The following is a 26,149-nucleotide window of genomic DNA, read 5'->3' on the forward strand; positions in this document are numbered from 1 at the left end:
GGGGGTACTCGACAAATGCCCGGGTCGGGAGCGGTTCCATGGGCGCGCCGCCCATCTGCGCCCGGGCGGCCGCCGCATGGCCGCCGCCCCTCGGCTTGCCGTGCGCGCCGGCGCGGCGTAGACCGACGCCGCCCCTCGCGCGCGACACGTCCGGAGATCCTCCATGGCAGCCGCCGACCCGACCGGAACCGAGCTCGTCTACAAGATCGCACCTCGGGCGCTGTGGGAGGAGGCGCGCGCCGCGGGCGTCTTCGTCGGCGCGCCGGTCGACGTCGCCGACGGCTTCATCCACTTCTCCACGGCGGCGCAGGTACGCGAGACGGCGCGGCGGCACTTCGCCGGTCTGGACGACCTGCTGCTCGTGGCGGTCGACGTGCGGGCGCTCGGCCCCGCGCTGGTCTTCGAGCCCTCCCGGGGAGGCGACCTCTTCCCGCACCTCTACGGCCCGCTGCCGCTCGACGCGGTCCGCTCCGTCGCCCCGATCCCGACCTCGGTGGACGGCGCGCACGACTTCGCGGGCCTCCTGCCGGGCGCGCCCGCATGATCCGGGGCGCCTTCCCGGTCCTTCGGCCTCTGCTTCACCGGCTCGACCCGGAGGCGGCGCACGCGCTGACGATCCGCAGCCTCGCCGCCGCGCCGCCGCTGCGCCCCGCGCCGGACGACCCGCGGCTCGCGGTGGACGCCTTCGGCCTCGCCTTCCCCAATCCCGTCGGGCTCGCGGCCGGCTACGACAAGCAGTGCGAGGTGCCCGACCGGCTGCTCGGGCTCGGCTTCGGCTTCGTCGAGCTCGGCGGCGTGACGCCGCGCCCGCAGGACGGCAACCCGCGCCCGCGGGTGTTCCGGCTCGCCGACGACGGGGCGGTGATCAACCGCTTCGGGCTCAATTCCGACGGCCTCGCCGGCTGCCGCGCGCGGCTCGAGCGCCGTCGGGGGCGTCCGGGCATCGTCGGCGTCAACCTCGGCGCCAACAAGGAGAGCACCGACCGGATCGCCGACTATGCGACCCTCGTCGCCGGGCTCGCCGGGCTCGCGGAGTTCCTCACCATCAACGTCTCCTCGCCCAACACCGCGGGGCTGCGCGACCTCCAGGGCGAGGCCTTCCTCGACGGCCTGCTCGCCCGCGCCGTAGAGGCCCGCGACCGGGCCGACGAGGCCCGCGGCTCGCGCACGCGCCTGCTCCTCAAGATCGCCCCCGATCTCGCCGAGGACGCGCTCGACGCGATCACCGCGACGGCGCTCGCCCGGGGCATCGACGGGCTCGTCGTCTCCAACACCACGATCGCGCGCCCGCCGAGCCTGCGCGAGACGCGGCTCGCCGGCGAGGCCGGGGGGCTGTCGGGGCGCCCGCTCTTCGCGCTCTCGACGCGGGTGCTCGCGCAGGTGCGGCTGCGCGTCGGCGACGCGGTGCCGCTCGTCGGCGTCGGCGGGGTCGATTCGGCGGCCGCCGCCTGGACGAAGATCGAGGCCGGCGCGAGCCTCGTGCAGCTCTACACGGCGCTGATCTACGAGGGTCCGGGGCTCGTCCCCGACATCAAGCGGGGACTCCTGGAACGGCTCGCCGCCGAGGGCCTGACGAGCCTCGCACCCGTCGTCGGCCGCCGCGCGGCGGAGCTGGCCGACACGACGTCCCCCTCTTCGTAGGGGTCCATGTGAGCGCGAGCGGCTCCTCCCCCCTCGGGGGAGGTGGATCGGCGCCGGAGGCGACGAGACGGAGGGGGTGCGCCGGCAGGCGCCTCGGCGACGACCCCGCCCCCGCCCCGAGGGGGCGGGAGCGGGCTGTGCGTCGTCGGCTCATCGCCCCGATCGCGCGACCAGCGCCGCGTGCGGCGCCAGTGCGAGGGCGACGAGGGCGGTCGCGGCGAGGCTCTCCAGCGGGTCGAGCGGCCAGGTCGGCCAGCCGCCGAGCGGCATCCCGAGCGCGGCGGGCGCGGCGACGACGAGGGCCGCGAACCAGAGCGCCAGCAGGCGGGCGAGGCCGCCGAGCGCCGCGCGCAGCCCGAGCGTCGCCCGGGCGCGGGCGATCCAGGCGGCGAGACCCACCGCGGCGGCGAAGACGCCGGCCGAGACGAGCGCGCCGACCGGATAGGCGATGGCGAGCGGCGTGCCCTGCAGGAAGGCCATCCCGCCGGTGAACCAGGCCGCGCGGATCACGAGCCCCCCGAAGGTGGGCCAGAGGCTGGCGGCGAGCACCAGCGCGAGCGCGATCGGCAGCAGCGCGAGCCGCAGGAAGCGGCTCGGCCCCGGCGGGATCAGCGCCAGCAGCACGAGGCGCGCGACGGCGTAGACCACGAGGAAGGGCGCGAGCGGGAAGCGCTCGACGAAGTAGCCGAAGGCGAAGGGCTCGAGCGGGGTGCCGATCAGCCCGCGCGCATGCACGCCACCGAGCCCCGCCGCGAGCGCGCAGAGCGCCGCGAGCGCGAGCGGCAGCAGCGCGAGCACCGTGCGCGCCGCGCCGTCGTCGCCGGCGACGGGGCCGTCGAGCGGGGCGCGGGTCTCGACCGCCATCGTCGTCACGAGAGGCTGTTGCAGAAGCGCTGGATGCGCCCGCACGCGTCCTCGAGCAGCGCGTTCGACGTGGCGTAGGAGATGCGGAAGTTCGGGCCGAGCCCGAAGGCCGAGCCGTGCACGGCGGCGACGCCCTCCGTCTCGAGCAACTCGGTGACGAAGTCCTCGTCGGTCTCGATCACCTTGCCGGACGGCGCCGTCATCCCGATCGCCCTTCGGCAGGACGGGAAGACGTAGAAGGCGCCCTCCGGCACCGGGCATTCGAGCAGGCTCGTCTGGTTGAGCATGGAGACGACGAGGTCACGGCGTGCCTCGAACGCCTTGCGGAAGGTCTCGAGGTGGTCCTGCGGCCCGTTCAGCGCCTCGACGGCGGCCCATTGCGAGATCGTCGCCGCGCCGGAGGTCTGCTGGCCCTGGACGAAGTCCATCGCCTTGATCAGGTGCTCGGGACCCGCGGCGTAGCCGATGCGCCAGCCGGTCATGGCGTAGGACTTCGAGACGCCGTTCATGGTCAGCGTGCGCTCGTAGAGGCCGGGCTCCACCTGCGCCGGCGTCACGAAGGTGAAGTCGCCGTAGACGAGGTGCTCGTACATGTCGTCGGTGAGCACCCACACGTGGGGATGCTTCATCAGCACGTCCGTGAGCGCCTTCATCTCGGCGCGGGAATAGCCGGCGCCGGACGGATTCGACGGCGAGTTGAGGAGGAGCCACTTCGTGCGCGGCCCGATTACCGCCTCGAGGTCGGCGGGCTGGAGCTTGAAGCCGGTCTCGAGCGTCGTCTCGACGAAGACCGGCGTGCCGCCGCACAGCGACACCATCTCGGGATAGGAGACCCAATAGGGCCGGGGCACGATCACCTCGTCGCCGGGGTTCAGGGTGGCGAGCAGCGCGTTGTAGATCACCTGCTTGCCGCCGGTGCCGACGATCGTCTGTTTCGGCTCGTAGGTGAGCCCGTTCTCGCGGGCGAACTTCTTCGCGATCGCCTCCCGCAGGGCGGGAATGCCGGAGACCGGCGGATACTTGGTCTCGCCGCGGCGGATCGCGGCGATCGCCGCCTCCTTGATGTTGTCGGGCGTGTCGAAGTCCGGCTCGCCCACCGACAGGCTGATCACGTCGCGCCCGGACGCGCGCAGGTCACGCGCCTTCTGCGTGACGACGATCGTCGCCGACGGCTTGATGCGTGTTAGGGCGTCGGACAGAAAGCCCATGGGTGGCAACTCCTGGAGTAGCGTTCGAGACGGCTGGCCGGGCGGCGGCGAGGACGGTAGAGCCGGCCCCCCGCGCAGGCAAGGGGAACGCGTGCGTGCGCCGTGCCCGGCGCGCCGGGCGCGGATGCGATGGTGGGTGATTCGCGTCGGCTGCACGATCCGGGCGGGCCCGTCCACCCTCGCGTGCGGTCGGAAGCCGCGGAATCGGCCCTCTGAGGCGAAATGTCGCATCTCCTTTTCGCGGCGGCGATGCGTACGGGAAATCCGTATAGCGGCGTTCTGCCGTTCCAACGCGGTCGCGCGTCGGCGAATTCCGCATCGCGAGCCGCCTAGATTGGTCGAACAGGCGGGTTTCGGGGCGTAGATCTTGTTCCAGGCTATAGTTTCGCAGCGAATACGAAACTATTCGGCGATTACCTGAGGAAGTCGAACTTGATCTAAATCGATTATCCCCGGGGCGAATGTAAATAGCCGATCGGCGCGTATCGTGAAAATCTACGTAGTAGACCCGAGACGGTCGTGCCGCGGGCGCCCGTCCTCCGCTCGCGCCGACCCCGCGACCGCTTGCGGGCGGGCCGGCGCAGATTAACAATCCGCAAGACAAGTGGTGGCGTCGGTGCCGCGCCGGGACTCCCGGGCGACGAGGTGTCGGGTCGAGACGACCGAAGGCGGGGGACGTCATGGCGACGATCAGGCGTGACGAACGAGGCATACCCGGCGGCGTGCTCCAGGGGGAGCCGCAGGACGTCGAGGCGCAGGACGTCGAGGCGCAGGACCTCGATGCGCAGGTGCGGCGGGCCGATCCGGTCTGGCCGGGGTTCCGCGCAGCGCGGCTCATCACGTCGATGAAGATCCGCGGGGACGCGCGCTCGACCCTGGTCCTCGCCTTGTTGATCGTCGCGGCGACCCTCGCCGTGCTCGGCGCCGCGCATGTCGGCCCCGTGGCCGAAGACCTCGGCGGCTTCTTCGGGCTGAGCCTGCGCGCCAGCGAGTCCGCGTACTGAAGGCGCCGCTCGCGCGCTCGTGATCGCGCCCGCCGGATTGCGCCGGGCCGCGCACGCCTTAGATCTCGTCCCGAGACGTCACCCCGCCCGACGAGGTCCTCCGATGCCGATCCCCGCCCGCCGCTCGACGCGCGCCGCCGCCGCGGTGCTCTCGCTGTGCGCTCTCGTCGCCGCGCCCGCCGTGGCACAGGACCGTCTGGAGACCTCGGCGGGGCCGATGCGGCTCGAGACCCTGGCGCAGGGCCTCGTCCACCCCTGGGGGATCGCGGCGCTGCCGGAGGGCGGCTTCCTCGTCACCGAGCGGCCGGGCCGGCTGCGCCACGTGCGCGCCGACGGCGGGGTGTCGCCGCCGCTCGCGGGCGTGCCCGCGGTCGCCGACATCGGCCAGGGCGGCCTCCTCGACGTGACGCTCGCGCCGGACTTCGCCGCGAGCCGCGAGATCTACCTGACCTTCGCCGAGGCCCGCGACGGCGGGGCCGCGACCTCGCTCGCCCGCGCGCGGCTCGACGAGAGCCTCGGGGCGCTCGAGAACGTCGAGATCCTGTTCCGCGCCGAGCCCGCGCTCTCGGGCGGCCGCCATTTCGGCTCGCGCGTCGTCGTGGCGCCGGACGGAGAGAGCCTGTTCGTGACGCTGGGCGATCGCGGCGCGGACGAGAGCGCGCAGGACCTGACGCAGCACCACGGCAAGGTCGTTCGCCTCGCCCGCGACGGTACGCCGTTCTCGGGAAACCCCTTCCTCGGCCGCGCCGACGCGCGCCCGGAGATCTGGTCGTACGGGCACCGCAACCCGCAGGGCGCGGCGCTCGAGCCCGGAACCGGCCGGCTCCTCACCGCCGAGATGGGTCCGCGCGGTGGCGACGAGATCAACGCGCCCGCGCCGGGCGCCAATTTCGGCTGGCCGCTCGTCTCGGACGGGAGCCAGTACAGCGGCATCCCCATTCCCGACCACATGACGAACACGTCGCTCGAGCCGCCGCTGTGGGGCTGGGTGCCCTCGTTCTCGCCGTCGGGCATCACGTTCTACGACGGCGACCTGATCCCCGGCTGGCGCGGCGACCTCGTGGTCGGCGCGCTCTCCGGCCAGGCGCTGGCGCGGCTGGACGTCGAGGGCGGGCGCATCGTCTCCGAGGAGATCATCCCCCTCGGCCTGCGCATCCGCGCCGTGACGACCGGCCCCGACGGTGCGCTCTACCTCCTCGTGGACGACGATCGGGGCGCGCTCCTGCGCCTGGCGCCGGCCGAGGCCGGCTGATAGATCCCGCTCGCCGCGACCGTCCTCTCCCCCGGAGCACCCCCACCGCATGGATCCCGTCTCGCAGATCGCGCTCGGCGCCGCCGTCGGGCACGCCGTCGCCGGCCGTCGCCTGGGCGGACTCGCCGCCGCCGCCGGGGCGCTCGGCGGCCTGATCCCGGATCTCGACGTGATCTGGTCGGGCTGGGGACGCGATTCGATCGCCTACTGGGAGCTCCACCGCGGCGTGACGCATTCGCTGTTCTTCGGCCCGGTGGTGGGGACCGCGCTCGGCTGGGCGTCCGCACGGCTCCACGAGCGGGCGCGCGCGCGGCGCGGGAAGCCGACGGAGGGGCTCCTCGCGCCGTGGATCGCGGTGTGGGTCGGCGCGCTGGTGACGCATCCGCTGCTCGACACCGCGACGATCTACGGCACGCAGCTCCTCGCTCCGTTCACGAACCTGCGTTTCGCGCTGCCGGCGCTGCCGATCATCGACCCGGTCTACACGCTGCCGCTCCTCGTCGCGCTCCTCGTCGCGGGGCTTCTCGGCTGGCGGAGCCGGGGCGCGCAACGGGCGAGCGTCGGCGCGCTCGTTCTGACGACGCTCTACGCGGGGCTCGGCCTGTGGGCGAACGGGCGGGCGGAGGCGATCGCGCTCGCGGACCCGGCGCTGCGCGAGCGCACGCCCGCCGAGGTGCGGGTGACGACGACCTTCCTCACGCCCTGGCTGCGACGGGTGACGACGCTCGAGGACGAGGCGCGCCACGTCGGCTTCGTCTCGGTCTTCGCACCCGATCGCCCGATCCGCTGGACGGCGCTGCCGAAGGACCCGCGCGCCGAGCGCCTCGCCGAGGCGGCGCTCGCCACCGAGCAGGGCCGCCGCTACCGCCGCTTCGCCACCGGCACGCTCCACCCGCACATCGTGGAGCGCGGCGGCACGGAGATGCTGCGCATCGGCGACGCCCGCTACGGCTTCCCCAACGGCACGCTCGGCGGCATGTGGGGCGTCGAATGGCCGATCCGCGACGGCACGATCGTCGAGGGCGCGGCCGAGCGGTACATGGTGCCCCGCGGGGCCGACCTCGGGGACCTGGGCGACCTCCTGCGCGCGAGCTTCGGCGGGCAGACGCGGCTGTTCTGATGCAGGGCGAAGGGGGCGGCGCGAGGGCTGGGAAGATCGGCGGCCGAGATCGGCAGGACCGGCCTTGCACCGGCGAAATGTCGTTCATAAACTTGGAGTTGGACCAAGAACGAGATCGGCAGGAAATGATCGAGACTCCCGCCCGGATCGAGCCCTGCTTCTTCGAGGAGTCCGTACCGCGGGTGCTGGCGGACCTCGCGAGCGAGATCCAGAGCGAGGCCGCGGCGCTCGGGCGGGGCCTGCATCCGGATGCGGCTGCGGAGCTCGCCGAGTTCGTGCGGGTGATGAACTGCTACTACTCGAACCTGATCGAGGGGCACGACACCCGCCCGAAGGACATCGAGCGCGCCCTCGCGGGAGCGGAGCTCGACCCGGAGCGTCGTCCCCTGGCCTTGGAGGCGCGCGCGCACGTCATCGTCCATCGCGAGATCGACGCGGCGCATGCCGCCGGCACCCTCGGGTCGCCGACGTCGATCGCGACGATCGCCTGGATTCACCGACGCTTCTACGAGGAGATGCCGGTCGAGTTCCGCAGCACGCGAGGCCCCGGCGGACGCGTTCTCCCGATCGTGCCGGGCCGGTTCCGCTCCGAGGCCGAGGAGGACGTCGAGGTCGGCCGCCACATGCCCCCGTCCTCAAGCCGGGTCGTGGATTTCATGGCGCATTTCGAGCGCCGGTTCGCCGCTGCCGAGCGGTGGCCGAGCATGCGCATCATCGCCATCGCGACCGCCCATCATCGGCTGAACTACGTCCACCCGTTCGTCGACGGCAACGGCCGCGTGAGCCGCTTGATGGCCCACGCCATGACTCTACGAGCCGGGATCGGCGGGGCGGGCCTCTGGTCGATCTCGCGCGGGCTCGCCAGGGGGCTCGTCGACCGCGGCGAGTACAAGCGCATGATGGATCATGCCGACAGCCCCCGTCGCGGCGATCTCGACGGGCGCGGCAATCTCTCCGAGGCCGCACTGAAGGACTTCTGCGAGTGGTTCCTCGCGGTGATGCTCGACCAGATCCGCTTCACGGGTGCGGCGTTCAGGCTCGATACGCTGGAGGAGCGCTACCGGCGGCTCCTACGCGATCTCGGCTTCGACGCGCGTGCCGAGGAGCTCGCGTCGGCGGTGCTCCGTTTCGGGGAGCTGGAGCGCGGGAAGGTGCACATCGTCCTCAAGGCCCCCGAGCGGACGGCGCGCACCACCGTCTCGGCCCTGGTGGCGCAGGGCTTCCTCAGATCGGCGACGCCGAAGGGACCCCTGCGGATCGCCTTCCCGCTCGACTACAGGGATCGCCTGTTCCCGGGCCTGTTCGCGGACGGCGCCATTGACGCGCCCGAGCCGCCGGTGATCGGCGGACGGCGCTGAGCCCGCGGCTGCGACGCGGCCCGCAACCCGTCTTCGCGGGCGTGGTGCTTCCACCCCGGCGTGCGGCGGTGCTATGCGGGGTCACGACAGGCATCATCCGAAAGGACATCTCATGGATCTCGGGATCACCGGCAAGCGCGCCCTCGTCCTCTCCTCGAGCCGCGGGCTGGGCCGCGCCTGCGCCGAAGCGCTGGCGCGCGAGGGCGTCGAGGTGTTCATGACCGCGCGCAGCGGCGACAAGCTCGAGGCGACCAAGCAGGCGATCGAGGCCGCCGGCGGCACCGCCCACGCCTTCGCCGCGGACCTGACGACGCAGGCGGACGAGATCTTCGCGCAGGCGGAGCGCGCCATGGGCGGGATCGACATCCTCGTCGCCAACACCGGCGGTCCGCCCGCCCGCATGGCGGTCGACGTGGCGGACGCGGACTGGACGCCGTATTTCGAGAGCATGGTCAAGCCCGTGCTGCGGCTCGCCGCGCTGTGCCTGCCGGGCATGCGCCAGCGTGGCTTCGGGCGCATCCTGACGATCGCCTCGTCGGGCGTGATCCAGCCGATCCCGAACCTCGCGATGTCCAACACGCTGCGCTCGGCGATCGTCGGCTGGTCGAAGACGCTCTCCTCGGAGGTCGCGAAGGACGGGGTCACCGTCAACGTCGTGCTGCCCGGGCGCATCCGCACCGATCGCACGGCGGAGCTCGACGCGGCCAACGCGAAGCGCCTCGGCAAGACGTCCGAGGAGGTCGAGGCGGCGGCGCTCGCCACCATCCCGGCGGCGCGCTACGGCGACGTCTCCGAGTTCGGCGCGGTCGTCGCCTTCCTCGCCTCCGTCCCCGCGGCCTACGTCACGGGCTCGCTGATGCGGGTCGACGGCGGGGCGATCCGCTCGGTCTGACGGCGCGCGTCCGCGCGTCGATCGATAAGGCTCCCTTAACCGGGCGTTCACCACACTCTGGCGGTGGTGGGTCGAACATCCGGACCCGGGGAGCCTCGAGAACCATGGTCTCGCGCGCGGAACGGTCGCTCGTCGGCGACTGGTGGTGGACGATCGACAAGGCGCTCGTCGTGGCGTTCGGCGTCCTGATGACGTCGGGCGTCGTGCTGCTGATGGCGGGCGGGCCGCCGGTGGCACAGAGGCTCGGCCTCGACACGTTCCACTTCGTCAACCGCCAGGCGATCTTCCTCGCGCCCGCGGTGCTGCTGATGCTCGCGGTGTCGTTCCTCACGCCGCGGCTCGTGCGCCGGGTCGCGCTCGCGGTCTACGTGGGCTCGCTCGGCCTCGTGCTGGCGGCGCTCGAGTTCGGCCCCGAGATCAAGGGCGCGCACCGCTGGATCTACCTCGGGCCGTTCGGCCTCCAGCCCTCCGAGTTCCTCAAGCCCGCCTTCGTGATCCTCGCCGCCTGGGCCTTCTCGGAGAAGGCGCGCTCCGACATGCCGGGCACGCCGATCGCGATCCTGCTCCTGCCCGTCACCATCGTGCCGCTGATCCTCCAGCCGGACTTCGGCCAGACGATGCTCGTCACCGTGGTCTGGGCCTGCCTGTTCTTCATCGCGGGCCTGCACTGGATCTGGGTGATCGGGCTCGGGGGCGCCGGGGCGGTGGGCATCTTCGCCGCCTACGAGCTGCTGCCGCACGTGCGCGCCCGCATCGAGCGGTTCCTCTCCGGCGACGCGTCGGAGAGCTTCCAGGTCGAAACCGCCCTGCAGTCCTTCGCCTCGGGCGGCTGGCTCGGCCGCGGGCCCGGCGAGGGGACCGTCAAGCGCATCCTGCCGGACGCGCACACGGACTTCATCTTCGCGGTCACGGCGGAGGAGTTCGGCATCGCCGTATGCCTGGCGATCGTGTGCGTCTACGCCTTCATCGTGCTGCGCGGGATGCTGCTCGCCCACCGCTCGCAGGACGCCTTCTGCCGGATGGCGGTGGCCGGCCTCGTCTTGATGTTCGGGCTGCAGGCGTCCATCAACATGATGGTGAACCTGCATCTCGTCCCTGCCAAAGGCATGACCCTGCCGTTCATCTCCTACGGCGGCTCGTCGCTCCTCTCGCTCGCGCTCGCCACGGGTTTCCTGATCGCGCTCACCCGCCGGCGCCCCGCCGCCGGCGGCGCGCGCACGGAGGCGTATGGCGGGGCGCTGGTGGAGCGCCCCGCATGACCGGGCGCGCGCCGCTGATCCTGATCTCGGCGGGCGGCACGGGCGGGCACCTGTTCCCGGCCGAGGCGCTCGCCCACGTCCTGCGCCGGCTCGGCCTGCGCGTCGTCCTCGTCACGGACGAACGCGTCGGCGCGCTGGCGGAGAAGTTCCCCGCCGAGCGCGTGGTGTCCGTGCCCTCCGCGACGCCCTCGCGGCGGTCCCTGCCCGGGACGATCGAGGCCGTCGGCCAGCTCTGGCGAGGCGTCGTCGCCTCGCGCGCGCTGATCAGGCGGCTCGATCCCGCGGTCGTCGTCGGCTTCGGCGGCTACCCGACCGTGCCGCCCCTCGTCGCCGCCTGGACGCTCGGCGTGCCGCGGGCGATCCACGAGCAGAACGGGGTGATCGGGCGGGCCAATCGCTTCCTGGCGCGGCGCGTCTCGATGATCGCCACCGGCTTCCCGGACGTGCGCGGGCTGCCGCGCGGGGTGCGCGCGCAGATCGTCCACACCGGCAACCCCGTCCGGCAGACGGTGATCGAGGCCGCGCGCACGCTCTATCCGCCGGCGCACAAGGGCGCGAAGCTGCGCGTCCTCGTCTTCGGCGGCAGCCAGGGTGCGAAGGTGATGTCCGACGTCGTGCCCGAGGCGGTGGCGAAGCTGCCGCCGGAATACCTGGCACGGCTCGTGATCACCCAGCAGGCCCGGGAGGAGGACCTCCCGCGCGTCGTCTCGACCTATCGCGCGCTCGACGCGCAGGCCGAGGTGCGCCCGTTCTTCGGCGACCTTCCCCAGCGCATCGCGGACGCGCATCTCGTCATCGCCCGCTCCGGCGCCTCGACGGTGGCCGAGCTCGCGGCGATCGGCCGGCCGTCGATCCTGGTGCCGCTGCCCGGGGCGCTCGACCAGGACCAGGCGGCCAACGCCCGCACGCTCGCCGACATCGGCGCCGCCCTCATGCTGCCGCAAACCGACTTCACCCCGGAGCGTCTCGCCGCGGAGCTCGTCGCCCGCTTCGACAACCCCGAGCGCCTCACCAAGGCCGCGCTCGCGGCCAAGGGCGCCGGGCGCACCGACGCCGCCGAGCGCCTGGCCGCCGCCGTGCTGGGGCTGGCGGGCATCGACCCGGCACGCTATGCCCCCGTGGCGAGCGCCTGAGCCTCACCTCCGCACACGCGAACCCGAGACCCTCTCATGAAGCTGCCTCCGAAGCTCGGCCCCATCCACTTCATCGGCATCGGCGGCATCGGCATGTCCGGCATCGCCGAGGTGATGGCGAACCTCGGCTACACCGTGCAGGGCTCCGACGCGGGCGAGAGCGCCAACGTCCAGCGCCTGCGCGAGAAGGGCGTCACCGTCCATGTCGGCCACGACGCCGGCCACCTGGGCGAGGCGGAGGTGGTCGTGGTCTCCACCGCGATCAAGCGCGACAACCCCGAGCTCAAGGCCGCCCGCGAGGCGCGGCTTCCCGTGGTGCGCCGCGCCGAGATGCTGGCGGAGCTGATGCGGCTGAAGACCTGCGTCGCCATCGCCGGCACCCACGGCAAGACGACCACGACCTCCCTCGTCGCGACGCTGCTCGACGGCGGCGGCTTCGATCCCACCGTGATCAATGGCGGCATCATCAACGCCTACGGCACCAACGCCCGCATGGGCAAGGGCGACTGGATGGTGGTGGAGGCGGACGAATCCGACGGCACCTTCCTCAAGCTGCCGGCGGACTACGCCATCGTCACCAATATCGATCCGGAGCACCTCGACCATTTCGGCAGCTTCGATGCGATCAAGGCGGCGTTCCGCTCCTTCATCGAGAACATCCCCTTCTACGGCTTCGCGGTGATGTGCACAGACCATCCCGTGGTGCAGGACCTGGTGGGACGCATCGAGGACCGGCGCATCGTCACCTACGGGCAGAACCCGCAGGCGGACGTGCGGCTGCTCGACCTCGACCTGTCGGGCGGGCAGGGGCGCTTCAACGTGCTGATCCGCGACCGCAAGAACGGCTCCGCCTGCGTCGTCGACGACGTCGTCATGCCGATGCCGGGCCTGCACAACGCGCTCAACGCGACCGCCGCGCTCGCGGTGGCGCACGAGCTCGGCGTGCCGGGCGACACGATCCGCGCCTCGCTCGCCCGCTTCGGCGGCGTGAAGCGGCGCTTCACGCGGGTGGGCACCTGGAACGGCGCCACGATCTTCGACGATTACGGCCACCACCCGGTGGAGATCGCCGCCGTGCTCCAGGCGGCGCGCGCGTCGACCACGGGCAAGGTGATCGCCGTGGTGCAGCCGCACCGCTACACCCGCCTGCACGCGCTCTTCGACGCCTTCTGCACCTGCTTCAACGACGCGGACGCGGTGATCGTCGCGCCGGTCTACGCCGCCGGCGAGACGCCGATCGAGGGCGCGGACCGGGACGCGCTCGTCTCGGGCCTCAAGGCGCGGGGTCATCGCCGGGCGATCGCGCTCGAGGGGCCGGACGACCTGCCGCGGATCGTCGCCGAGATCGCCGGACCCGAGGACTTCGTCGTGTGCCTCGGCGCGGGCACGATCACGCAATGGGCGAACGCGCTCCCCGCCGCCCTCGCCGCCCTCGGTGCGAGGATCGCGTGAGCTTCCCCGACATCACGGGTGAGATCCGCGCGGCCGCGCCGTCCCTGCGCGGTGCGCTCGTCGCCAACGCGCCGACGGCGCCGCTGACGTGGTTTCGCGCCGGCGGCCCGGCGCAGGTCCTGTTCACGCCCGCCGACGAGGCGGATCTCGCGCATCTCCTGGAGGGGCTTTCGGGCGACGTGCCGGTCACCGTGGTCGGGCTCGGCTCGAACCTGCTCGTGCGCGACGGGGGCCTGCCGGGCGTGCTGGTGCGGCTCGCCAAGGGCTTCTCCGCGATCTCGGTCGACGGGATGCGGGTGGAGGCGGGCGCGGGCGCCGCCGACGTGAAGGTCGCCCGTGCGGCGGCGGAGGCGGGGATCGACGGCCTCGCCTTCCTGCGCGGCATCCCCGGCGCCGTCGGCGGCGCGCTCGCGATGAACGCGGGCGCCTACGGCGGCGAGGTGAAGGACGTGCTCGTCTGCGCGCGCGGGCTCGACCGCCGGGGGAGCGCGGTGTCGTTCTCGAACGCGCAGATGGGCTTCTCCTATCGCCATTGCGACGTTCCCGAGGGCGTGATCTTCACGCGGGCGACCTTCGAGGGCCGCCCCGGCGACCCGCAGACCATCCTCGCGGCGATGGCCGAGATCACCGCCGAGCGCTCCGCGACCCAGCCCGTCAGCACCCGCACGGGCGGCTCCACCTTCGCCAACCCCGGCGGGCCCGGTGGCGCGCCGAAGGCCTGGGAGCTGATCGACGCCGCCGGCTGCCGCGGCCTCATGCGCGGCGCGGCCCAGGTCTCCGAGCTGCACTGCAACTTCCTGATCAACCACGGCGGCGCGAGCGCGGCCGACATCGAGGCGCTCGGTGAGGAGGTTCGTCGGCGGGTGCTGGAGACGTCCGGGGTGGAACTGCGGTGGGAGATCCGGCGGGTGGGGGTGGGGTGAGGTTGCGTGGGTGTAAAGCTCGTGCGACGCTCGTGTGCCTTTGACGGGAGGACGAGTTGAAGTCCCGATCGCGCCCCGCGGCAACCAGCCGTGTTTTCGAAGTACTGCTACCTGGCTCGGCCGACGATCTGGCGTCGCAGATCGCCTATGGGGGTAATCCAGAACTCAAGCGCAGTCCCGGCGATTTCTCGCTCGATCCCCCATCCAGGCCTCGAAGCGACAAGGGACACTGCGACGATATCGGAGTCTTCCGCCGCGCGGATGCGACCGCGTTGCTGAGGGAAGCGGCGCGGCGGGGGATCGTGAGCCGAGCGCGTGGTGCCGGCGGGCGCTTTCCCAAGCAGATCTGGGGCATGACCTCCGACGGGTCGGCGGTGGAGGCTATCCTGGAGAACCCGGATTCGGGCGCATACCATGGCTATCCGCTCCATCCCGACGATCCATTCGCGCGGCGGCTCGCCCAGCTGTGGCGAGAGCGTGCTCCGGTGACAGCGCCGGGCAGCGGGGAAGGATGACCATGCGACCGAATGCCCGCGAGCAACCCGGGTCGCTCGATCTCGATGCCGAATGGATCGAGCGGATCGATGACGATCCGGTCGAGCGCATGACGGCCGCGAGCGTGAAAATCCGCGTCGGCGAGATCGTCGCTACCGAGGTCGAGGATGTCATCGCACGCACGGTTCGTGATCACGTCCGCGTTTCCGCCAACCTCTTCGCGTCCTGGTTGGCCGGGAATTGGTGGCGTTTGCGCTGGGAGCCGCAGTCGGATTCCCTCGGCTGGCAGATGACCCACTGCACGGCCGCGATCGGTTTCGGCTATTCCTGGCCGAACCTCACGTTCGACTCGGATGGAGAGTCGATCCGGGTCGTCGGTCGGCCCACGACACGGTTCGGAACGGTGCGCTACCTGACCAATCTCGAAGAAGTCGTGCCGGCGACGATCTTCGAGAATGCGATCGACCGCCTCCTCGAGACCGTCACTCAGCGCCTCTGCGCCGTCGGCTGCTCAGATGCTCCCCTCGTACAGCTGTGGCGTGAAGTCCTCGAGGAACGTCACGATACCGCGGCGACGAATTATCGCCGCCTCGAGGCGATGGCGGGCTTCGATCCCGACGAAGCGCCGGAGGAGGTGATCGAGGAGGCGCTCGCCCTGTCCTCGGATGTTGGTGGCGCGGCCATGCGCGAACTCGCTGCCGCTTCAGGAGGCGAGTTGGCGGCAGCGGCGGAACAGGCGCTGGCCGCCGTGGAATCGGCCAGCGCGCACGTGTCGTTTCAGAAGGGTATTGTTCAGCGTTTCGAGGAGGATGTGAGGCCGATCGCCGGTGAGCGCCCGTGGGTCCTGGGCTATCGGACGGCCGAATCGTATCGCCGGAAGCTGGGCGTCGGCGCCCGGCCGCTCCGCGATCACGCCTTCGCGGCCGTGTTCGGGCTCGACGAGGCGATCTTGCTCTCGGCGTCCGTAGAGAAGACGCCGATCGGCGTCGCGGTGCGCGACGACGCGTCCCCCGACGATCTGCGTGTCGTCCTTGCGCGCCGCCATCCGCATGCGCGCCGGTTCGAGCTGGCGCGCATGCTCGGCGACCATGTGGGCAGGTATTCGGTTGGCGACAAACTCCTGCCGGTGACGCGCTCCCGGACCGCCCGCCAGAAGGCACAGCGCGCCTTCGCCGCCGAGTTCCTCTGCCCCATCGCGGGCCTGCGCGAGCGGTTCGACGATCGCACGCCCGACGAGGACGACATCCAGTCGGCGGCCGACGACTACGGCGTCTCCGAGCAGGTCGTCGTCGACCAATGGCGCAACCGCGGCCCGGATGCGGAGAGGAGCGGCGGCCAGCGCTGGTGAGCGGCGTCACTCGCGCGATCAGGCCCCCTGCGAACCCGGGCTCCCCGCACCCCCTTCGGCGCCGCCCTCCGCCTCCCGACCACCCTCCGGCGGCGCGAGCGTCATCCACGGCGTCCCGACGCCCGTCGGCGGCAGCGCCTCCTCCGTCTCGCGGTCGTGGAGGATGTGGGCCTTGGCGATCATGTAGGCGGTGATCGGGGCCGCGAGGAACAGGAAGATCGTGATCAGCAGCTCGTGCAGCGACAGGAAGCCGCGCTCGGCCCAGGCGTTGATCATCGAGGCGACGAGGATCGCGCCGATGCCCAGCGTCGTCGCCTTGGTCGGCCCGTGCAGGCGGCGCATCATGTCCGGCAGCTTGGCGAGCCCGATCGAGCCCACGAGCAGGAAGAAGGCGCCGACGACGAGCAGCGCGGCGGTCAGGAGCTCGATCACGAATGCCATCATTTCCTCACTCGATCACGTTGCCGCGCAGGACGAACTTGCAGAACGCCACGGTCGAGAGGAAGCCGACCATGGCGACGAGCAGAGCCGCCTCGAAGTAGACGTCGGTCGCGTACCAGATGCCGATCATCACGATGAGCGCGATGGCGTTGATCACCATCGTGTCCAGCGCGAGCACCCGGTCCAGGATGTCCGGCCCCAGCGCCAGACGATAGACGTTGAGGCCGATGGCGATGGCGATCGCTCCGATGCAGACGAGGGCGGCGGTCTCGATCATTCGAAGATCTCCTTGAGGCGCCGCTCGTAGCGCTGCTTGATCTGCGCCACCGTCCCCTCCGGATCGTCGGTCTCGAGGCAATGGACGAGGAGCGACCGGCCGCAGGCGGAGAGGTCCGCCGACACCGTGCCCGGCGTCATCGTGATCGTGCCGGCGAGCACGCTGATCGCCTCGGGCGTCTCGAGCTCCAGCGGCACCGTGACGAAGCGCGAGCGCAGGCTCTCGCCGCGGCGGAAGAGCACGAGATAGGCGACCTGCACGTTCGAGACGACGATGTCCCACAGGACGATGGCCATGTAGGCCACGATCTTGACGGGATGGCGCACGCGCGGGCGGCCGGGCCAATAGGGGCCGGTGAACAGCGGCACGAGCACGCCGATGATCAGGCCCATGAGCAGCGCGCCGAGCGAGAAGGCGTTCACGAGCAGCAGCCAGACGCCGGTGATGACGAGCGTCAGGACGGGATGGGGCAGGATGCGCGACATCAGCGGCTCCATTCCGGGACGACGGCGGGGTCGAACACGGCGGCGACGTAGCCCGCCGGATCGAGGATTTGGCGCGCGGTCGCCTCCAGCACCTCGGTGACCGGGCCGGCGAGGACGACGAGGAGCGCCGTCGCGGCCAGGAGGACGTAGACGCACAGGCGCATCGCCGGCGTCTCGGCGCGGGGCGTGTCGTACCCCCGCTCCGGCGGCGGGGCGGCGGCGACGAGCCCGCCGCCGACGGCCTGCGCCTTCCAGAACACGGTGGAGCCCGCCCGCGCGAAGCCGATCACGACGACGAGCGAGGTGGCGAGCACGAGCGTCCAGATCCACGGCCCCCAGGCCGAGGCGCGGGCGGCGTCGAGGATGAGCAGCTTGCCGATGAAGCCGGAGAAGGGCGGCAGCCCCGCCATGGCGATCGCCGCGACGAAGAAGAGGCCCGAGACGAGCGCGTCGTTCGCGATCGGCGGCGCGGTGCGCAAGCTGTCGCCGGAGGCGCCGCGGCGGCGCGTCACCATGTCGGCGATGAGGAAGAGCACGGCGGCCGCGACCGTCGAATGGACGGCGTAGTAGAGCGCCGCGGTGAGCCCCTCCACGTCGAACAGGCCCAGCGCGACGAGCAGCGAGCCCATCGACCACACGACCGAGAAGGCGACGAGATCCACGAGCCGGCGCGTCGCGAGCACGCCCAGCGCGCCGATCACCAGCGTCGCCAGCGCGGCGGGGATGATCCACGGCTCGGCCACGAAGGCGACGGGGCCCGCCTCGCCGCCGAACACCATCGCGTTCATGCGGATGATCGAGTACGCGCCGACCTTGGTCATGATGGCGAAGATGGCGACCGCCGGCGTCGAGGCCGCGCCGTATGTCGTCGGCAGCCACCAATGCAGCGGCGCGAGCGAGGACTTCAGCGCGAAGACGAGGAACAGCAGCAACGCGCCCACCCGCAGCAGCGCCACGTCCCCCGCCGCGACCTCGCTCGCCTTGCGGGCGATGTCGGCCATGTTGAGCGTGCCGGTGGTGGCGTAGATCAGGCCCACCGCGAACAGGAAGAGCGTCGAGCCGACGAGGTTGATCGCCACGTAGTGGAAGCCCGCCTTCAGCCGCGCCGGCCCGCCGCCGTGCAGCATCAGCCCGTAGGAGGCGATCAGCATCACCTCGAAGAAGACGAACAGGTTGAAGGCGTCGCCCGTGAGGAAGGCGCCCATGATGCCCATCAGCTGGAACTGGAAGAGCGCGTGGAAGTGCTTGCCCTTCTCGTCCCAGCCGCCCGACGCGTAGGTCACGACCACGAGCGCGAGGAAGCCCGTGAGCAGCACCATCAGCGCCGAGAGCCGATCGAGCACCAGGATGATGCCGTAGGGTACGGGCCAGTTGCCGAGCAGGTACGGCCGCGTCGTCCCGTCGCCGGAGAGCGCGAACAGGTACATGCCGACGGCGAGCAGCGCGGCGGTGGCGACGAAGGAGACGATCCGCTGCGCGGCGAGGTTCTCGCGAAGGGCGAGCACGATGAAGGCCGCGACGAAGGCCGGCAGCAGGATCGGCGCGATGATCAGGTGGTCCATCGGGTTCATGACGCGCGCCCGCCCTCGCTCTCGCCGCCCTCGCTCGCCGGCGCGGTGCCCGCGTCGACGCCGTCGTCGCCGCTCTCGAGGAAGCCGCGCAGCGCCAGCACCACGATGAGCGCCGTCATGCCGAAGGAGATGACGATGGCGGTGAGCACCAGCGCCTGCGGCAGCGGGTCGGTGTAGGTCTTCACCGCGGGGTCGTAGATCGGCGGCGCGTCGATCGTGAGCCGCCCCATGGCGAACAGGAAGACGTTCACGGCATAGGTGAGGAACGCGAGACCGATGATGACCGGGAAGGTCTGCGCACGGCAGACGAGGTAGATCCCCGCCGCCGTCAGGACGCCGATGCCGCTCGCGAGCAGAAGCTCCATCTCACGCCTCCTTGTCGCGTGCGGGCTCGACGACGCGCGCCGCCGCCCTGCGGTCGTACGGGGGCTCGTAGGGGCCGGCGGGGACCGGCCCGCGGTCCGCCTTGTGCTCGACCCGCGAGATCTGGAAGAGCGCGAGCAGCACGACGCCCACCACGGTGAGGAACACGCCGAGGTCGAAGGCGATCGCGGTGGCGAGCTCCACCTCGCCCACGAAGGGAATGTGGAAGTAGTCGTAGGAGGACGTCAGGAACGGCGCGCCGAAGACGAAGGATCCCAGCCCGGTCGCTCCGGCGATCAGCACCCCCGCGCCGATCATGGCGTGGGGGTTGTATCGCGCGCGCGCGGCGGCCCAGTCCCAGCCCGAGGCGATGTATTGCATGATCAGGGCGATGGCGACGACGAGGCCGGCGATGAAGCCGCCTCCCGGCTCGTTGTGGCCCCTCAGGAAGATGAACACGCCCACCGTGATCGCCAGCGGCAGGATCACGCGGGTGGCGACGACGAGCGGCATCGGATGCGCGTCGCCCGAGCGGCGCGCCGGCAGCATCGCCGCGAGCCGGCGGGCCGAGGCGCCGCGCAGGGCCGAATCGAGCATGGCGAAGATGCCGAGCGCGGCGATGCCGAGCACGATGATCTCGCCGAACGTGTCGAAGCCGCGGAAGTCGACGAGGATGACGTTGACGATGTTGGTGCCGCCGCCGCCGGGCTTGGAGAGCGCGATGTGGTAATCCGAGATCGAGGCGACGTCGCGGGTCATCACCGCATAGGCCAGGAAGGCGACGCCGAGCCCGGCCACGACCGCGATCGCGCCGGAGCTCCAGCGCGCCGCGGCGCTGCGCTCCGGCTCGCTGCGCCGGGGCAGGAGGTTGAGCGCCAGCAGCAGGAGGATCGTGGTGACGACCTCGACCGAGATCTGGGTGAGCGCGAGGTCCGGCGCGGAGAATTGCAGGAAGGCGACGGAGACGATCAGCCCCACCACGCTCGTGAGCACGAGCGTGACCAGCCGGCTGAGATGCGCGAACACGACGGCGCCGGAGACCGCGATCAGCACCGCCCACGCGACGATGGCCGGCGTGTTGACGGGCAGCATCGCCCGCGCGCCCGGCCCGTGGCCGCCCTGGAGGAAGCCGACGACGCCGACCGCGACGATCGCCGCGACGATGACCCCGGCGTAGAGCTGGAGCGAGCCGGTCTGCGTGCGCCCGGTGATCCCGCGCGCCAGCGCCACGACGGCGGCGATGGTGCGGTCGAACATCGCCTTCGCCTCCGGATGGGGGAGGGCCGCGTGGGCGCCGGCGAGCGAGCGGTAGAGCGCCACCATGATCGCGCCGACGACGATCGCGACGATCGACATGAACAGCGCCGGCGTCACCCCGTGCCAGATCGCGAGGGAGTAGTAGGGCAGCGTGTCCGTCTGCAGCACCGCCATCGCGGTCCGCGCCACCACCGGCCCGGCGATCGGCGGGACGAGGCCGATTGCGACCACGAGCCCGACGAGGAGCGCGACCGGCCCCCACATGCCGACCGGCGGGTCGTGCGGGTGGTGCGGATAGCTGTCGCGCGTCGGCCCGAGATAGGCGAACCAGGCCAGTCGCAGCGAGTAGGCGACCGAGAACACCGCGGCGAGCGTCGCCAGCGTCGGGACCAGGTAGGGGATGCCCGCGATCTCGGTGTGGACCGCGGCCTCGAGCATCATCTCCTTCGACAGGAAGCCGTTGAAGAAGGGCAGGCCCGCCATCGAGGCGGCGGCGATCAGCGCCAGCACGCTCGAGATCGGCATCAGCCTGTAGAGGCCGCCGAGCTTGCGGATGTCGCGCGTGCCGGCCTCGTGGTCGACGATGCCGGCGCTCATGAAGAGCGCCGCCTTGAAGGTCGCGTGATTGAGGATGTGGAACACGGCGATGACGACGCCGAGCGGGGTGCCGAGGCCGAGCAGCATCGTCATCATGCCGAGATGACTGACGGTGGAATAGGCCAGCAGCGCCTTCAGGTCGTTCTTGAAGATCGCGATGAAGGCCGCGATCGCCATCGTGGCGAGGCCCACCGGCGTGACGATCAGGAACCAGACGTCGGTCCCCGCCAGCGCCGGCCAGAAGCGCGCGAGCAGGAACACGCCCGCCTTCACCATCGTGGCGGAGTGCAGGTAGGCCGAGACCGGCGTCGGCGCCGCCATCGCGTGCGGGAGCCAGAAATGGAACGGGAACTGCGCCGACTTGGTGAAGGCGCCCACCAGGATCAGCAGCAGCGCCGGCACGTAGAGCGGATGCGCCTGGATGATCTCCCCGCGCTGGATGATCTCCGAGATCGCGTAGGTGCCCGCCGCCTCGCCGAGCAGCAGCATGCCGGCGATCAGCGCGAGCCCGCCGCCGCCGGTGACGGCGAGCGCCATGCGCGCACCCTGCCGGCCCTCGGGCAGGTGGCGCCAGTAGCCGATCAGCAGGAAGGAGGAGAGGCTCGTCATCTCCCAGAAGACGAGGAAGAGCAGCGCGTTGTCGGAGAGCGCGATGCCGAGCATCGCGCTCTGGAAGAGCAGCAGGTAGACGTAGAAGCGCCCCATCGGGTCCTGGCGCGCGAGGTAGTAGCGCGCGTAGACGATGATCAGGAGGCCGATGGCCAGGATGAGCGTCGCGAAGAAGAAGCCCAGCCCGTCGACGAAGAACGCGAAGGAGAGCCCCAGCTGCGGGATCCACGCGGCCTCCTGGCGCACCACATCGCCCGCGTAGACGCCCGGCAGGTGCGACATCAGGAGCGCGAAGGCGGCGAACGAGGCCGCGCCCGCCGTCGCCGCACAGGCGTTGCGCCCGTACCGGATCGTCAGCGGCGCGAGGAGCGCGCCCAGAAGCGGCAGGAAGACGACGAGGGCGATGCTCATGGGCGCGTCGGGCGACCTCTGTTGGCGGGCGTCTCGCTCGCTCGGGCTGCGGCGCGGGACGGCCCCCGCGGACAGGCGCGCACGATCGACGGCACGCCCGCGCGAGCGCCCTCGCAATACGGTCTGGCCCCTTGGCGCGCAAGCGATTTCCACGCACGCACGCAGGGCATTCGACCCGTGGCCACCGTCTTCGGAACCCCCACCCCAGGAACCCCACCCGAGCGCTTCGGCCTTGACGGGGGACCGCCCCGGCGCCGAAGTCTGGCGGGAGCCTAGCCGAGGAGGGTTTCCGCCCCATGAATGCCCCCACCGACGATCCCGCGCCGGGCGAGCCGCCCGCGGCCGCCGCCGACCGCGGCTTCCGGTCCGCCTTCGTGCGCGCCGGGGACGGGCTGCGGCTGCACGCGCGCGTCTACGGTGCGACGCCCGATCGCGCGCTGCCCGTGGTCTGCCTGCCGGGCCTCGCCCGCCATGCCGAGGACTTCCACGCGCTGGCCCTGCGCCTGTCGCGCGATCCGCAGGCACCACGTCGGGTGATCGCCCTCGACTATCGCGGCCGCGGGCTCTCCGAACGCGATCGCGACTGGCGCAACTACGACATCGCGGTGGAGATGCGGGACGTCCTCGCCGTCCTCGCCGCCCTCGACGTGCCGGAGGCGGCCTTCGTGGGCACCTCGCGGGGCGGGCTCATCGTCATGGCGCTCGCCGCGAGCCGGCCCGCGATCCTGCGCGCCGTCGTCATGAACGACATCGGCCCGGTGATCGACGCCAAGGGCCTCATCCGCATCCGCGGCTATGTCGGCAAGCTGCCGACGCCGAAGTCGTGGGCGGAGGCGGTCGACGCGCTGAAGCGCCTGCAGGGCGCGCAGTTCCCCGGGCTCGACGCCGAGGGGTGGCTCGCGCTCGCGCGGGGCACCTGGACGGAGCGCGCCGACGGCACGCTCGCGCTCGCCTACGACCCGGCCCTGACGAAGACGCTGGAGCGACTGGACCTCGAGCAGTCGCCGCCGCCGCTGTGGCCGCTGTTCGAGGGGCTCGCCCACGTGCCGGTGCTCGCGATCCGCGGCGCGCATTCCGATCTCCTCGCGGCGCAGACGCTCGCCGAGATGGGCCGGCGTCACCCGCGGCTCGAGGCGGAGGAGGTCTCCGGGGAAGGGCACGCGCCGCTGCTGCGCGGGCCGCTCGCGGAGCGGATCGCGCGCTTCATCGCCGGGGCGGAAGCGGGTGGCGCGCCAGACCGGCGAGAACCCCCTCCCGCGCCGACGGGGGAAGAACCGCGTATGCCGCGGGTGCGCTAGCGGGCTCCGTCTCCCCGGGCTGCGCCTCCGCCCGCGGGGAAGCGTCTTCCGACGCGGGCTGCGGCGCGGGCTGCGGCGCGGGCTGCGGCACCGGCTGCGGCGCCGGGTCCGTGCGGGCCGGGATCGGCGCGATCATCGGCTCGGGCGTGGGCGGCGGCGTCTCGACCGCGAGCGCGGCGGCCCAGCCCTCCGGCAGGCGCACGCGCACGTCGTCCTCGATGCGCTGGCGGGCCTGCGGCCAGAGCGCGCGCCCGTCGATGGCGAGCGTGTTCCCGGACAGCCGGGCCTCGCCCTCGGCGAGGCGGGCGAGGGCGGAGAGCGCCACGGCCGCGACCTCCGGCGGCGCGGGCTCGGCGGCGGGATCGACGGCGAGATCGGCGAAGACGGGTTCGGCGACGAAGCGGGCGCGCGCCGCGATCAGGATCGCCGCGCGCTCGGCCTCGTCCGGCACCGTGCCGGAGAGGTGCAGGCCGTCCGTGTCGCGGCTGGCGACGAAGGGCGGAGGGCCGGCGGGCTGCGCCGCGGTCTCGACGGCGGGGCGTTCGTCGGCTCCGGCCGCGACCGCGGGCGTCGCGTCGGCCGGCGGGGCGGCGGGATCTGCCCGCGCGACCGAGCCCGTGACCTGCGGGTCGACGGAGGGACGCGCCGCCGGGTCGCCGCCGGCGGGGGCGAGCCACAGCAGCGCCGCGAGCGCCGTCGCGGTGCCGGCGAAGGCGCTCGTCGCGAGCGCGAGGCGGGACGTGCGCGTCATCGAGGACCTCCCCTCGGCGCGCCGGACGCGCCGTTGCGTGTGTGTCGTCCACCCATGCCGGGCGAGGATGACGAAAGCGAGGCGCGCGCGGTCCTCACGCCGCCGCCCGCGCCGCGCCGACGACACCCACCGTGCGGACCTGGTAGTCCGGCGCCACGTCGGTGAAGCTGAGCACCGGCAGGTCGACGCGGTGCTGCTTGAGCAGGCGCCGCGCCGGCCGGCGCAGGTCGGCGGGGGTCATCAGGGAGAGCGGCGTGCCCGGCGCGGCGTTCTCCTCGACGCTCGCGCGCACCGCGTCGACGAGCGCGCGCACCGTCTCCTCGGCGTTGCGCAGGCCCACCGGGCCGGCCTCCGGCCCCGCCGAGCGGCGGATCGTCGCCTCGGTCTCGGGGGAGAGGACGAGGGCGTTGATGACCTGCTCGCCGTCCGCGGCGGCGTGGGAGATCTGGCGGCGGAGGAAGCCGCGCACCGCCTCGGAGATCACGTCCGGGTCCTGCCCGCGCTGCGAGGACTGCGCGAGCCCCTCGAGCACGAGCCGGGGCGGCACGAGGCCGACGCCGTCGTCGAGGAGGCGACGCAACGTGTCGACGAGGGTCATCAGCGGCATCAGCTGCTGGATGTCGGTGGCGAGCCGGCCGCAGGCGGGCTCGACGTCCTTGAGCCACTGCGTCACTTCCGGCACGCCGAAGAGCGAGGCCGCGAAGCGCAGCCGCACGCGCGACAGCTCTTCCGCGTAGAGCCGCGCCTGCGCGTCCTCGAGCGGCTCGCGCTCGAGGACGTCGGGCACGGTGAAGCGCTCGACGGGGACGTCGTCGATGTGGATGACGACCTCGCCACGTCCGAGCGCCGGCTCGTAGACGTAGCCGACGGAGGGCGCCGAGAAGCCCATCCGACGCAGGAACATCTGCTTCGTGCGCTCGACGTGGACGTAGGCCGCGTTGGGCCGCAGCTTGTCGAGGAAGACCGGGTCCCCGTAGATGACGATGATGTCCCCCGGCTGTGCCTCGCGCAGCGGCAGCTCGTCCGCGGCGAGGCCGGCGCGGGCCGCCGGCGCCGGCGACGGCGCGTCGGCGCCGGTCCCCTCCGCCGCTCCCGCGGCGGGAGGCGCGCCCGTCGCCGCGCCCGAGCCGCGCTCCGCGGGCGACGCGTCGGCGTCCGCCGCGTGCGCGCGGCGCGGGCGCAGCATCGCCCAGGCGATACCGCCGAGTACGGCCGCCAGGATCAGGAACACCATCGTCGGGAAGCCGGGGATGAACCCCATCGCGGCGGCGACCACCGCGCCCACGGCGATCGCCTTCGGCTCGGCGCCGAGCTGGCGGGTGATGTCGCGCCCGAGGTCGCTGTCCTTCTCCGTCGTCACGCGCGTGACGATGGTGCCGGCCGCGAGCGCGATGAACATCGCCGGGATCTGCGCGATCAGCCCGTCGCCGACCGAGAGCAGCACGTAGAGTCGCCCCGCCTCGCCCGCGTCGAGCCCACGCTGGAGCATGCCGATGGTCATGCCGCCGACGAGGTTGATGAAGACGATGATCAGCCCCGCGATGGCGTCCCCCTTGACGAAGCGCATGGCGCCGTCCATCGCGCCGTGGAACTGCATCTCCAGCTGCAGCGTGCGGCGCTTCTCGCGCGCCTCCTCGGCGGTGATGTCGCCCGAGCGCACGTCGGAATCGATCGACATCTGCTTGCCCGGCAGGGCGTCCAGCGTGAAGCGCGCGGAGACCTCCGAGATGCGCTCGGCGCCCTTCGTGACCACCATGAACTGCACGACGGCGATGATCAGGAAGATCACGAGGCCGACGACGATGTTGCCCGCGATCACGAACTCGCCGAACGCGACGATCAGCTCGCCGGGATCGCCGGTGGCGAGGATGAGGCGCGTCGTCGCGACGGAGAGCGCGACGCGCATGACGCTCGTCATCAGGATGATGGCGGGGAACGTCGAGAGGTCGAGCGGGTGGCGCAGGTAGGTCGCCGTGATCAGCACGACGAGGGAGAGCGTCAGGTTGACGGCGAGCAGCGCGTCGATCAGCAGCGTCGGCAGCGGCAGGACGAGCATCGCCACGATCAGCACGAAGAAGACCGCGAAGACGAGATCCTGGCGCTTGGCGGCCTGTGCCAGGAAGCGGTCGAGCGCGCGCAT

Annotated in this window: 24 protein-coding genes; 14 read left to right on the forward strand and 10 right to left on the reverse strand. The window is 72.2% G+C overall.

Annotated elements, in window-relative coordinates:
- Positions 1–163 precede the first annotated feature (163 nt).
- Positions 164–544 (forward strand): DUF952 domain-containing protein, encoded by a 381-nt coding sequence (locus AB9M23_RS00130; RefSeq protein ID WP_372421459.1) that lies wholly within the window; start codon positions 164–166, stop codon positions 542–544.
- Positions 541–1,641: a quinone-dependent dihydroorotate dehydrogenase gene (locus AB9M23_RS00135; RefSeq protein ID WP_372421461.1), complete on the forward strand. Its 1,101-nt coding sequence runs from the start codon at positions 541–543 to the stop codon at positions 1,639–1,641. The genes AB9M23_RS00130 and AB9M23_RS00135 overlap by 4 nt, the downstream gene beginning before the upstream one ends.
- Before the next feature lie 150 nt (positions 1,642–1,791).
- Here the strand turns inward: AB9M23_RS00135 and AB9M23_RS00140 are convergent, their stop codons facing one another.
- Together AB9M23_RS00140 and AB9M23_RS00145 are read right to left on the reverse strand one after the other, a co-directional pair.
- Positions 1,792–2,505 carry a hypothetical protein gene (locus AB9M23_RS00140; protein WP_372421462.1) on the reverse strand — a complete coding sequence of 238 codons (714 nt, stop codon included), beginning with the start codon at positions 2,503–2,505 and terminating at the stop codon, positions 1,792–1,794.
- A gap of 5 nt (positions 2,506–2,510) precedes the next feature.
- Positions 2,511–3,713, reverse strand: coding sequence for a pyridoxal phosphate-dependent aminotransferase (locus tag AB9M23_RS00145; RefSeq protein ID WP_372421464.1), 1,203 nt, complete (start codon positions 3,711–3,713; stop codon positions 2,511–2,513).
- Between the two features lie 680 nt (positions 3,714–4,393).
- Here AB9M23_RS00145 and AB9M23_RS00150 point away from each other — a divergent pair.
- The 11 genes from AB9M23_RS00150 to AB9M23_RS00200 all read left to right on the forward strand — a co-directional run bounded on the left by AB9M23_RS00150 (position 4,394) and on the right by AB9M23_RS00200 (position 15,949).
- Entirely contained in the window at positions 4,394–4,717 is a 324-nt protein-coding gene (locus AB9M23_RS00150) for a hypothetical protein (protein ID WP_372421466.1), read from the forward strand.
- A gap of 103 nt (positions 4,718–4,820) precedes the next feature.
- Positions 4,821–5,969, forward strand: a complete 1,149-nt coding sequence (locus AB9M23_RS00155) for a PQQ-dependent sugar dehydrogenase (RefSeq protein ID WP_372421468.1) — start codon at positions 4,821–4,823, stop codon at positions 5,967–5,969.
- A gap of 49 nt (positions 5,970–6,018) precedes the next feature.
- The gene (locus AB9M23_RS00160) at positions 6,019–7,089 is read left to right on the forward strand and encodes a metal-dependent hydrolase (RefSeq protein ID WP_372421470.1); all 1,071 of its coding nucleotides are present in this window, start codon (positions 6,019–6,021) and stop codon (positions 7,087–7,089) included.
- Between the two features lie 125 nt (positions 7,090–7,214).
- Positions 7,215–8,447: a Fic family protein gene (locus AB9M23_RS00165; protein WP_372421472.1), complete on the forward strand. Its 1,233-nt coding sequence runs from the start codon at positions 7,215–7,217 to the stop codon at positions 8,445–8,447.
- 112 nt (positions 8,448–8,559) lie between these two features.
- Positions 8,560–9,339 (forward strand): SDR family oxidoreductase, encoded by a 780-nt coding sequence (locus AB9M23_RS00170; RefSeq protein WP_372421474.1) that lies wholly within the window; start codon positions 8,560–8,562, stop codon positions 9,337–9,339.
- A gap of 104 nt (positions 9,340–9,443) precedes the next feature.
- Positions 9,444–10,598: an FtsW/RodA/SpoVE family cell cycle protein gene (locus AB9M23_RS00175; RefSeq protein ID WP_372421475.1), complete on the forward strand. Its 1,155-nt coding sequence runs from the start codon at positions 9,444–9,446 to the stop codon at positions 10,596–10,598.
- The gene (gene murG, locus AB9M23_RS00180) at positions 10,595–11,731 is read left to right on the forward strand and encodes an undecaprenyldiphospho-muramoylpentapeptide beta-N-acetylglucosaminyltransferase (RefSeq protein WP_372421477.1); all 1,137 of its coding nucleotides are present in this window, start codon (positions 10,595–10,597) and stop codon (positions 11,729–11,731) included. The genes AB9M23_RS00175 and murG overlap by 4 nt, the downstream gene beginning before the upstream one ends.
- Before the next feature lie 36 nt (positions 11,732–11,767).
- On the forward strand, positions 11,768–13,183 hold the full coding sequence (gene murC / locus AB9M23_RS00185; protein WP_372421479.1) for a UDP-N-acetylmuramate--L-alanine ligase: 1,416 nt from the start codon (positions 11,768–11,770) through the stop codon (positions 13,181–13,183).
- A complete protein-coding gene (gene murB / locus AB9M23_RS00190) occupies positions 13,180–14,106 on the forward strand; it encodes a UDP-N-acetylmuramate dehydrogenase (protein ID WP_372421480.1) in 927 nt (308 codons plus the stop codon). The genes murC and murB overlap by 4 nt, the downstream gene beginning before the upstream one ends.
- A gap of 56 nt (positions 14,107–14,162) precedes the next feature.
- Positions 14,163–14,621, forward strand: coding sequence for a hypothetical protein (locus AB9M23_RS00195; protein ID WP_372421481.1), 459 nt, complete (start codon positions 14,163–14,165; stop codon positions 14,619–14,621).
- Positions 14,618–15,949, forward strand: coding sequence for a M78 family metallopeptidase domain-containing protein (locus AB9M23_RS00200; RefSeq protein WP_372421482.1), 1,332 nt, complete (start codon positions 14,618–14,620; stop codon positions 15,947–15,949). The genes AB9M23_RS00195 and AB9M23_RS00200 overlap by 4 nt, the downstream gene beginning before the upstream one ends.
- Before the next feature lie 18 nt (positions 15,950–15,967).
- On the opposite strand, the gene AB9M23_RS00205 is transcribed toward AB9M23_RS00200, so the two are convergent.
- From AB9M23_RS00205 to AB9M23_RS00230, 6 genes are read right to left on the reverse strand one after another with little or no spacing between them, the layout of a single operon-like run.
- Positions 15,968–16,390, reverse strand: a complete 423-nt coding sequence (locus AB9M23_RS00205) for a Na+/H+ antiporter subunit G (RefSeq protein WP_372422580.1) — start codon at positions 16,388–16,390, stop codon at positions 15,968–15,970.
- Positions 16,391–16,397: 7 nt separating this feature from the next.
- Positions 16,398–16,667, reverse strand: a complete 270-nt coding sequence (locus AB9M23_RS00210; protein ID WP_372421483.1) for a K+/H+ antiporter subunit F — start codon at positions 16,665–16,667, stop codon at positions 16,398–16,400.
- The gene (locus AB9M23_RS00215; protein ID WP_372421485.1) at positions 16,664–17,152 is read right to left on the reverse strand and encodes a Na+/H+ antiporter subunit E; all 489 of its coding nucleotides are present in this window, start codon (positions 17,150–17,152) and stop codon (positions 16,664–16,666) included. The genes AB9M23_RS00210 and AB9M23_RS00215 overlap by 4 nt, the downstream gene beginning before the upstream one ends.
- On the reverse strand, positions 17,152–18,723 hold the full coding sequence (locus AB9M23_RS00220; protein WP_372421487.1) for a monovalent cation/H+ antiporter subunit D: 1,572 nt from the start codon (positions 18,721–18,723) through the stop codon (positions 17,152–17,154). Before AB9M23_RS00220 ends, AB9M23_RS00215 begins: the two co-directional genes overlap by 1 nt.
- Positions 18,720–19,088 (reverse strand): Na+/H+ antiporter subunit C, encoded by a 369-nt coding sequence (locus AB9M23_RS00225; RefSeq protein ID WP_372421489.1) that lies wholly within the window; start codon positions 19,086–19,088, stop codon positions 18,720–18,722. The genes AB9M23_RS00220 and AB9M23_RS00225 overlap by 4 nt, the downstream gene beginning before the upstream one ends.
- A 1-nt stretch (position 19,089) precedes the next feature.
- Complete coding sequence (locus AB9M23_RS00230) at positions 19,090–21,960, reverse strand: monovalent cation/H+ antiporter subunit A (protein ID WP_372421490.1); 2,871 nt, start codon at positions 21,958–21,960, stop codon at positions 19,090–19,092.
- Between the two features lie 296 nt (positions 21,961–22,256).
- On the opposite strand from AB9M23_RS00230, the gene AB9M23_RS00235 reads away from it, so the two are divergent.
- Positions 22,257–23,258 (forward strand): alpha/beta fold hydrolase, encoded by a 1,002-nt coding sequence (locus AB9M23_RS00235; protein ID WP_372421491.1) that lies wholly within the window; start codon positions 22,257–22,259, stop codon positions 23,256–23,258.
- Here the strand turns inward: AB9M23_RS00235 and AB9M23_RS00240 are convergent.
- Together AB9M23_RS00240 and AB9M23_RS00245 are read right to left on the reverse strand one after the other, a co-directional pair.
- Positions 23,164–24,009 (reverse strand): hypothetical protein, encoded by an 846-nt coding sequence (locus AB9M23_RS00240; protein WP_372421493.1) that lies wholly within the window; start codon positions 24,007–24,009, stop codon positions 23,164–23,166. The genes AB9M23_RS00235 and AB9M23_RS00240 overlap by 95 nt on opposite strands.
- Before the next feature lie 94 nt (positions 24,010–24,103).
- A complete protein-coding gene (locus AB9M23_RS00245; protein ID WP_372421495.1) occupies positions 24,104–26,149 on the reverse strand; it encodes an FHIPEP family type III secretion protein in 2,046 nt (681 codons plus the stop codon).

Origin of the sequence: Salinarimonas chemoclinalis, assembly GCF_041514305.1 — a bacterium.
Lineage (GTDB): Bacteria > Pseudomonadota > Alphaproteobacteria > Rhizobiales > Beijerinckiaceae > Salinarimonas > Salinarimonas chemoclinalis.

What these genes read in the sequence shown, in the direction of transcription:
- AB9M23_RS00170 (WP_372421474.1), top strand. Translation starts at nt 8,560, where the DNA reads ATGGATCTCGGGATCACCGGCAAGCGCGCCCTCGTCCTCTCCTCGAGC.
- murG (WP_372421477.1), top strand. Translation starts at nt 10,595, where the DNA reads ATGACCGGGCGCGCGCCGCTGATCCTGATCTCGGCGGGCGGCACGGGC.
- AB9M23_RS00140 (WP_372421462.1), bottom strand. Translation starts at nt 2,505, where the DNA reads ATGGCGGTCGAGACCCGCGCCCCGCTCGACGGCCCCGTCGCCGGCGAC.
- AB9M23_RS00220 (WP_372421487.1), bottom strand. Translation starts at nt 18,723, where the DNA reads ATGAACCCGATGGACCACCTGATCATCGCGCCGATCCTGCTGCCGGCC.
- AB9M23_RS00200 (WP_372421482.1), top strand. Translation starts at nt 14,618, where the DNA reads ATGACCATGCGACCGAATGCCCGCGAGCAACCCGGGTCGCTCGATCTC.
- AB9M23_RS00245 (WP_372421495.1), bottom strand. Translation starts at nt 26,149, where the DNA reads ATGCGCGCGCTCGACCGCTTCCTGGCACAGGCCGCCAAGCGCCAGGAT.
- AB9M23_RS00240 (WP_372421493.1), bottom strand. Translation starts at nt 24,009, where the DNA reads ATGACGCGCACGTCCCGCCTCGCGCTCGCGACGAGCGCCTTCGCCGGC.
- AB9M23_RS00215 (WP_372421485.1), bottom strand. Translation starts at nt 17,152, where the DNA reads ATGTCGCGCATCCTGCCCCATCCCGTCCTGACGCTCGTCATCACCGGC.
- AB9M23_RS00160 (WP_372421470.1), top strand. Translation starts at nt 6,019, where the DNA reads ATGGATCCCGTCTCGCAGATCGCGCTCGGCGCCGCCGTCGGGCACGCC.
- AB9M23_RS00175 (WP_372421475.1), top strand. Translation starts at nt 9,444, where the DNA reads ATGGTCTCGCGCGCGGAACGGTCGCTCGTCGGCGACTGGTGGTGGACG.
- AB9M23_RS00230 (WP_372421490.1), bottom strand. Translation starts at nt 21,960, where the DNA reads ATGAGCATCGCCCTCGTCGTCTTCCTGCCGCTTCTGGGCGCGCTCCTC.
- AB9M23_RS00155 (WP_372421468.1), top strand. Translation starts at nt 4,821, where the DNA reads ATGCCGATCCCCGCCCGCCGCTCGACGCGCGCCGCCGCCGCGGTGCTC.
- AB9M23_RS00130 (WP_372421459.1), top strand. Translation starts at nt 164, where the DNA reads ATGGCAGCCGCCGACCCGACCGGAACCGAGCTCGTCTACAAGATCGCA.
- AB9M23_RS00150 (WP_372421466.1), top strand. Translation starts at nt 4,394, where the DNA reads ATGGCGACGATCAGGCGTGACGAACGAGGCATACCCGGCGGCGTGCTC.
- AB9M23_RS00145 (WP_372421464.1), bottom strand. Translation starts at nt 3,713, where the DNA reads ATGGGCTTTCTGTCCGACGCCCTAACACGCATCAAGCCGTCGGCGACG.
- AB9M23_RS00225 (WP_372421489.1), bottom strand. Translation starts at nt 19,088, where the DNA reads ATGGAGCTTCTGCTCGCGAGCGGCATCGGCGTCCTGACGGCGGCGGGG.
- AB9M23_RS00135 (WP_372421461.1), top strand. Translation starts at nt 541, where the DNA reads ATGATCCGGGGCGCCTTCCCGGTCCTTCGGCCTCTGCTTCACCGGCTC.
- AB9M23_RS00165 (WP_372421472.1), top strand. Translation starts at nt 7,215, where the DNA reads ATGATCGAGACTCCCGCCCGGATCGAGCCCTGCTTCTTCGAGGAGTCC.
- murC (WP_372421479.1), top strand. Translation starts at nt 11,768, where the DNA reads ATGAAGCTGCCTCCGAAGCTCGGCCCCATCCACTTCATCGGCATCGGC.
- AB9M23_RS00205 (WP_372422580.1), bottom strand. Translation starts at nt 16,390, where the DNA reads ATGGCATTCGTGATCGAGCTCCTGACCGCCGCGCTGCTCGTCGTCGGC.
- AB9M23_RS00235 (WP_372421491.1), top strand. Translation starts at nt 22,257, where the DNA reads ATGAATGCCCCCACCGACGATCCCGCGCCGGGCGAGCCGCCCGCGGCC.
- AB9M23_RS00210 (WP_372421483.1), bottom strand. Translation starts at nt 16,667, where the DNA reads ATGATCGAGACCGCCGCCCTCGTCTGCATCGGAGCGATCGCCATCGCC.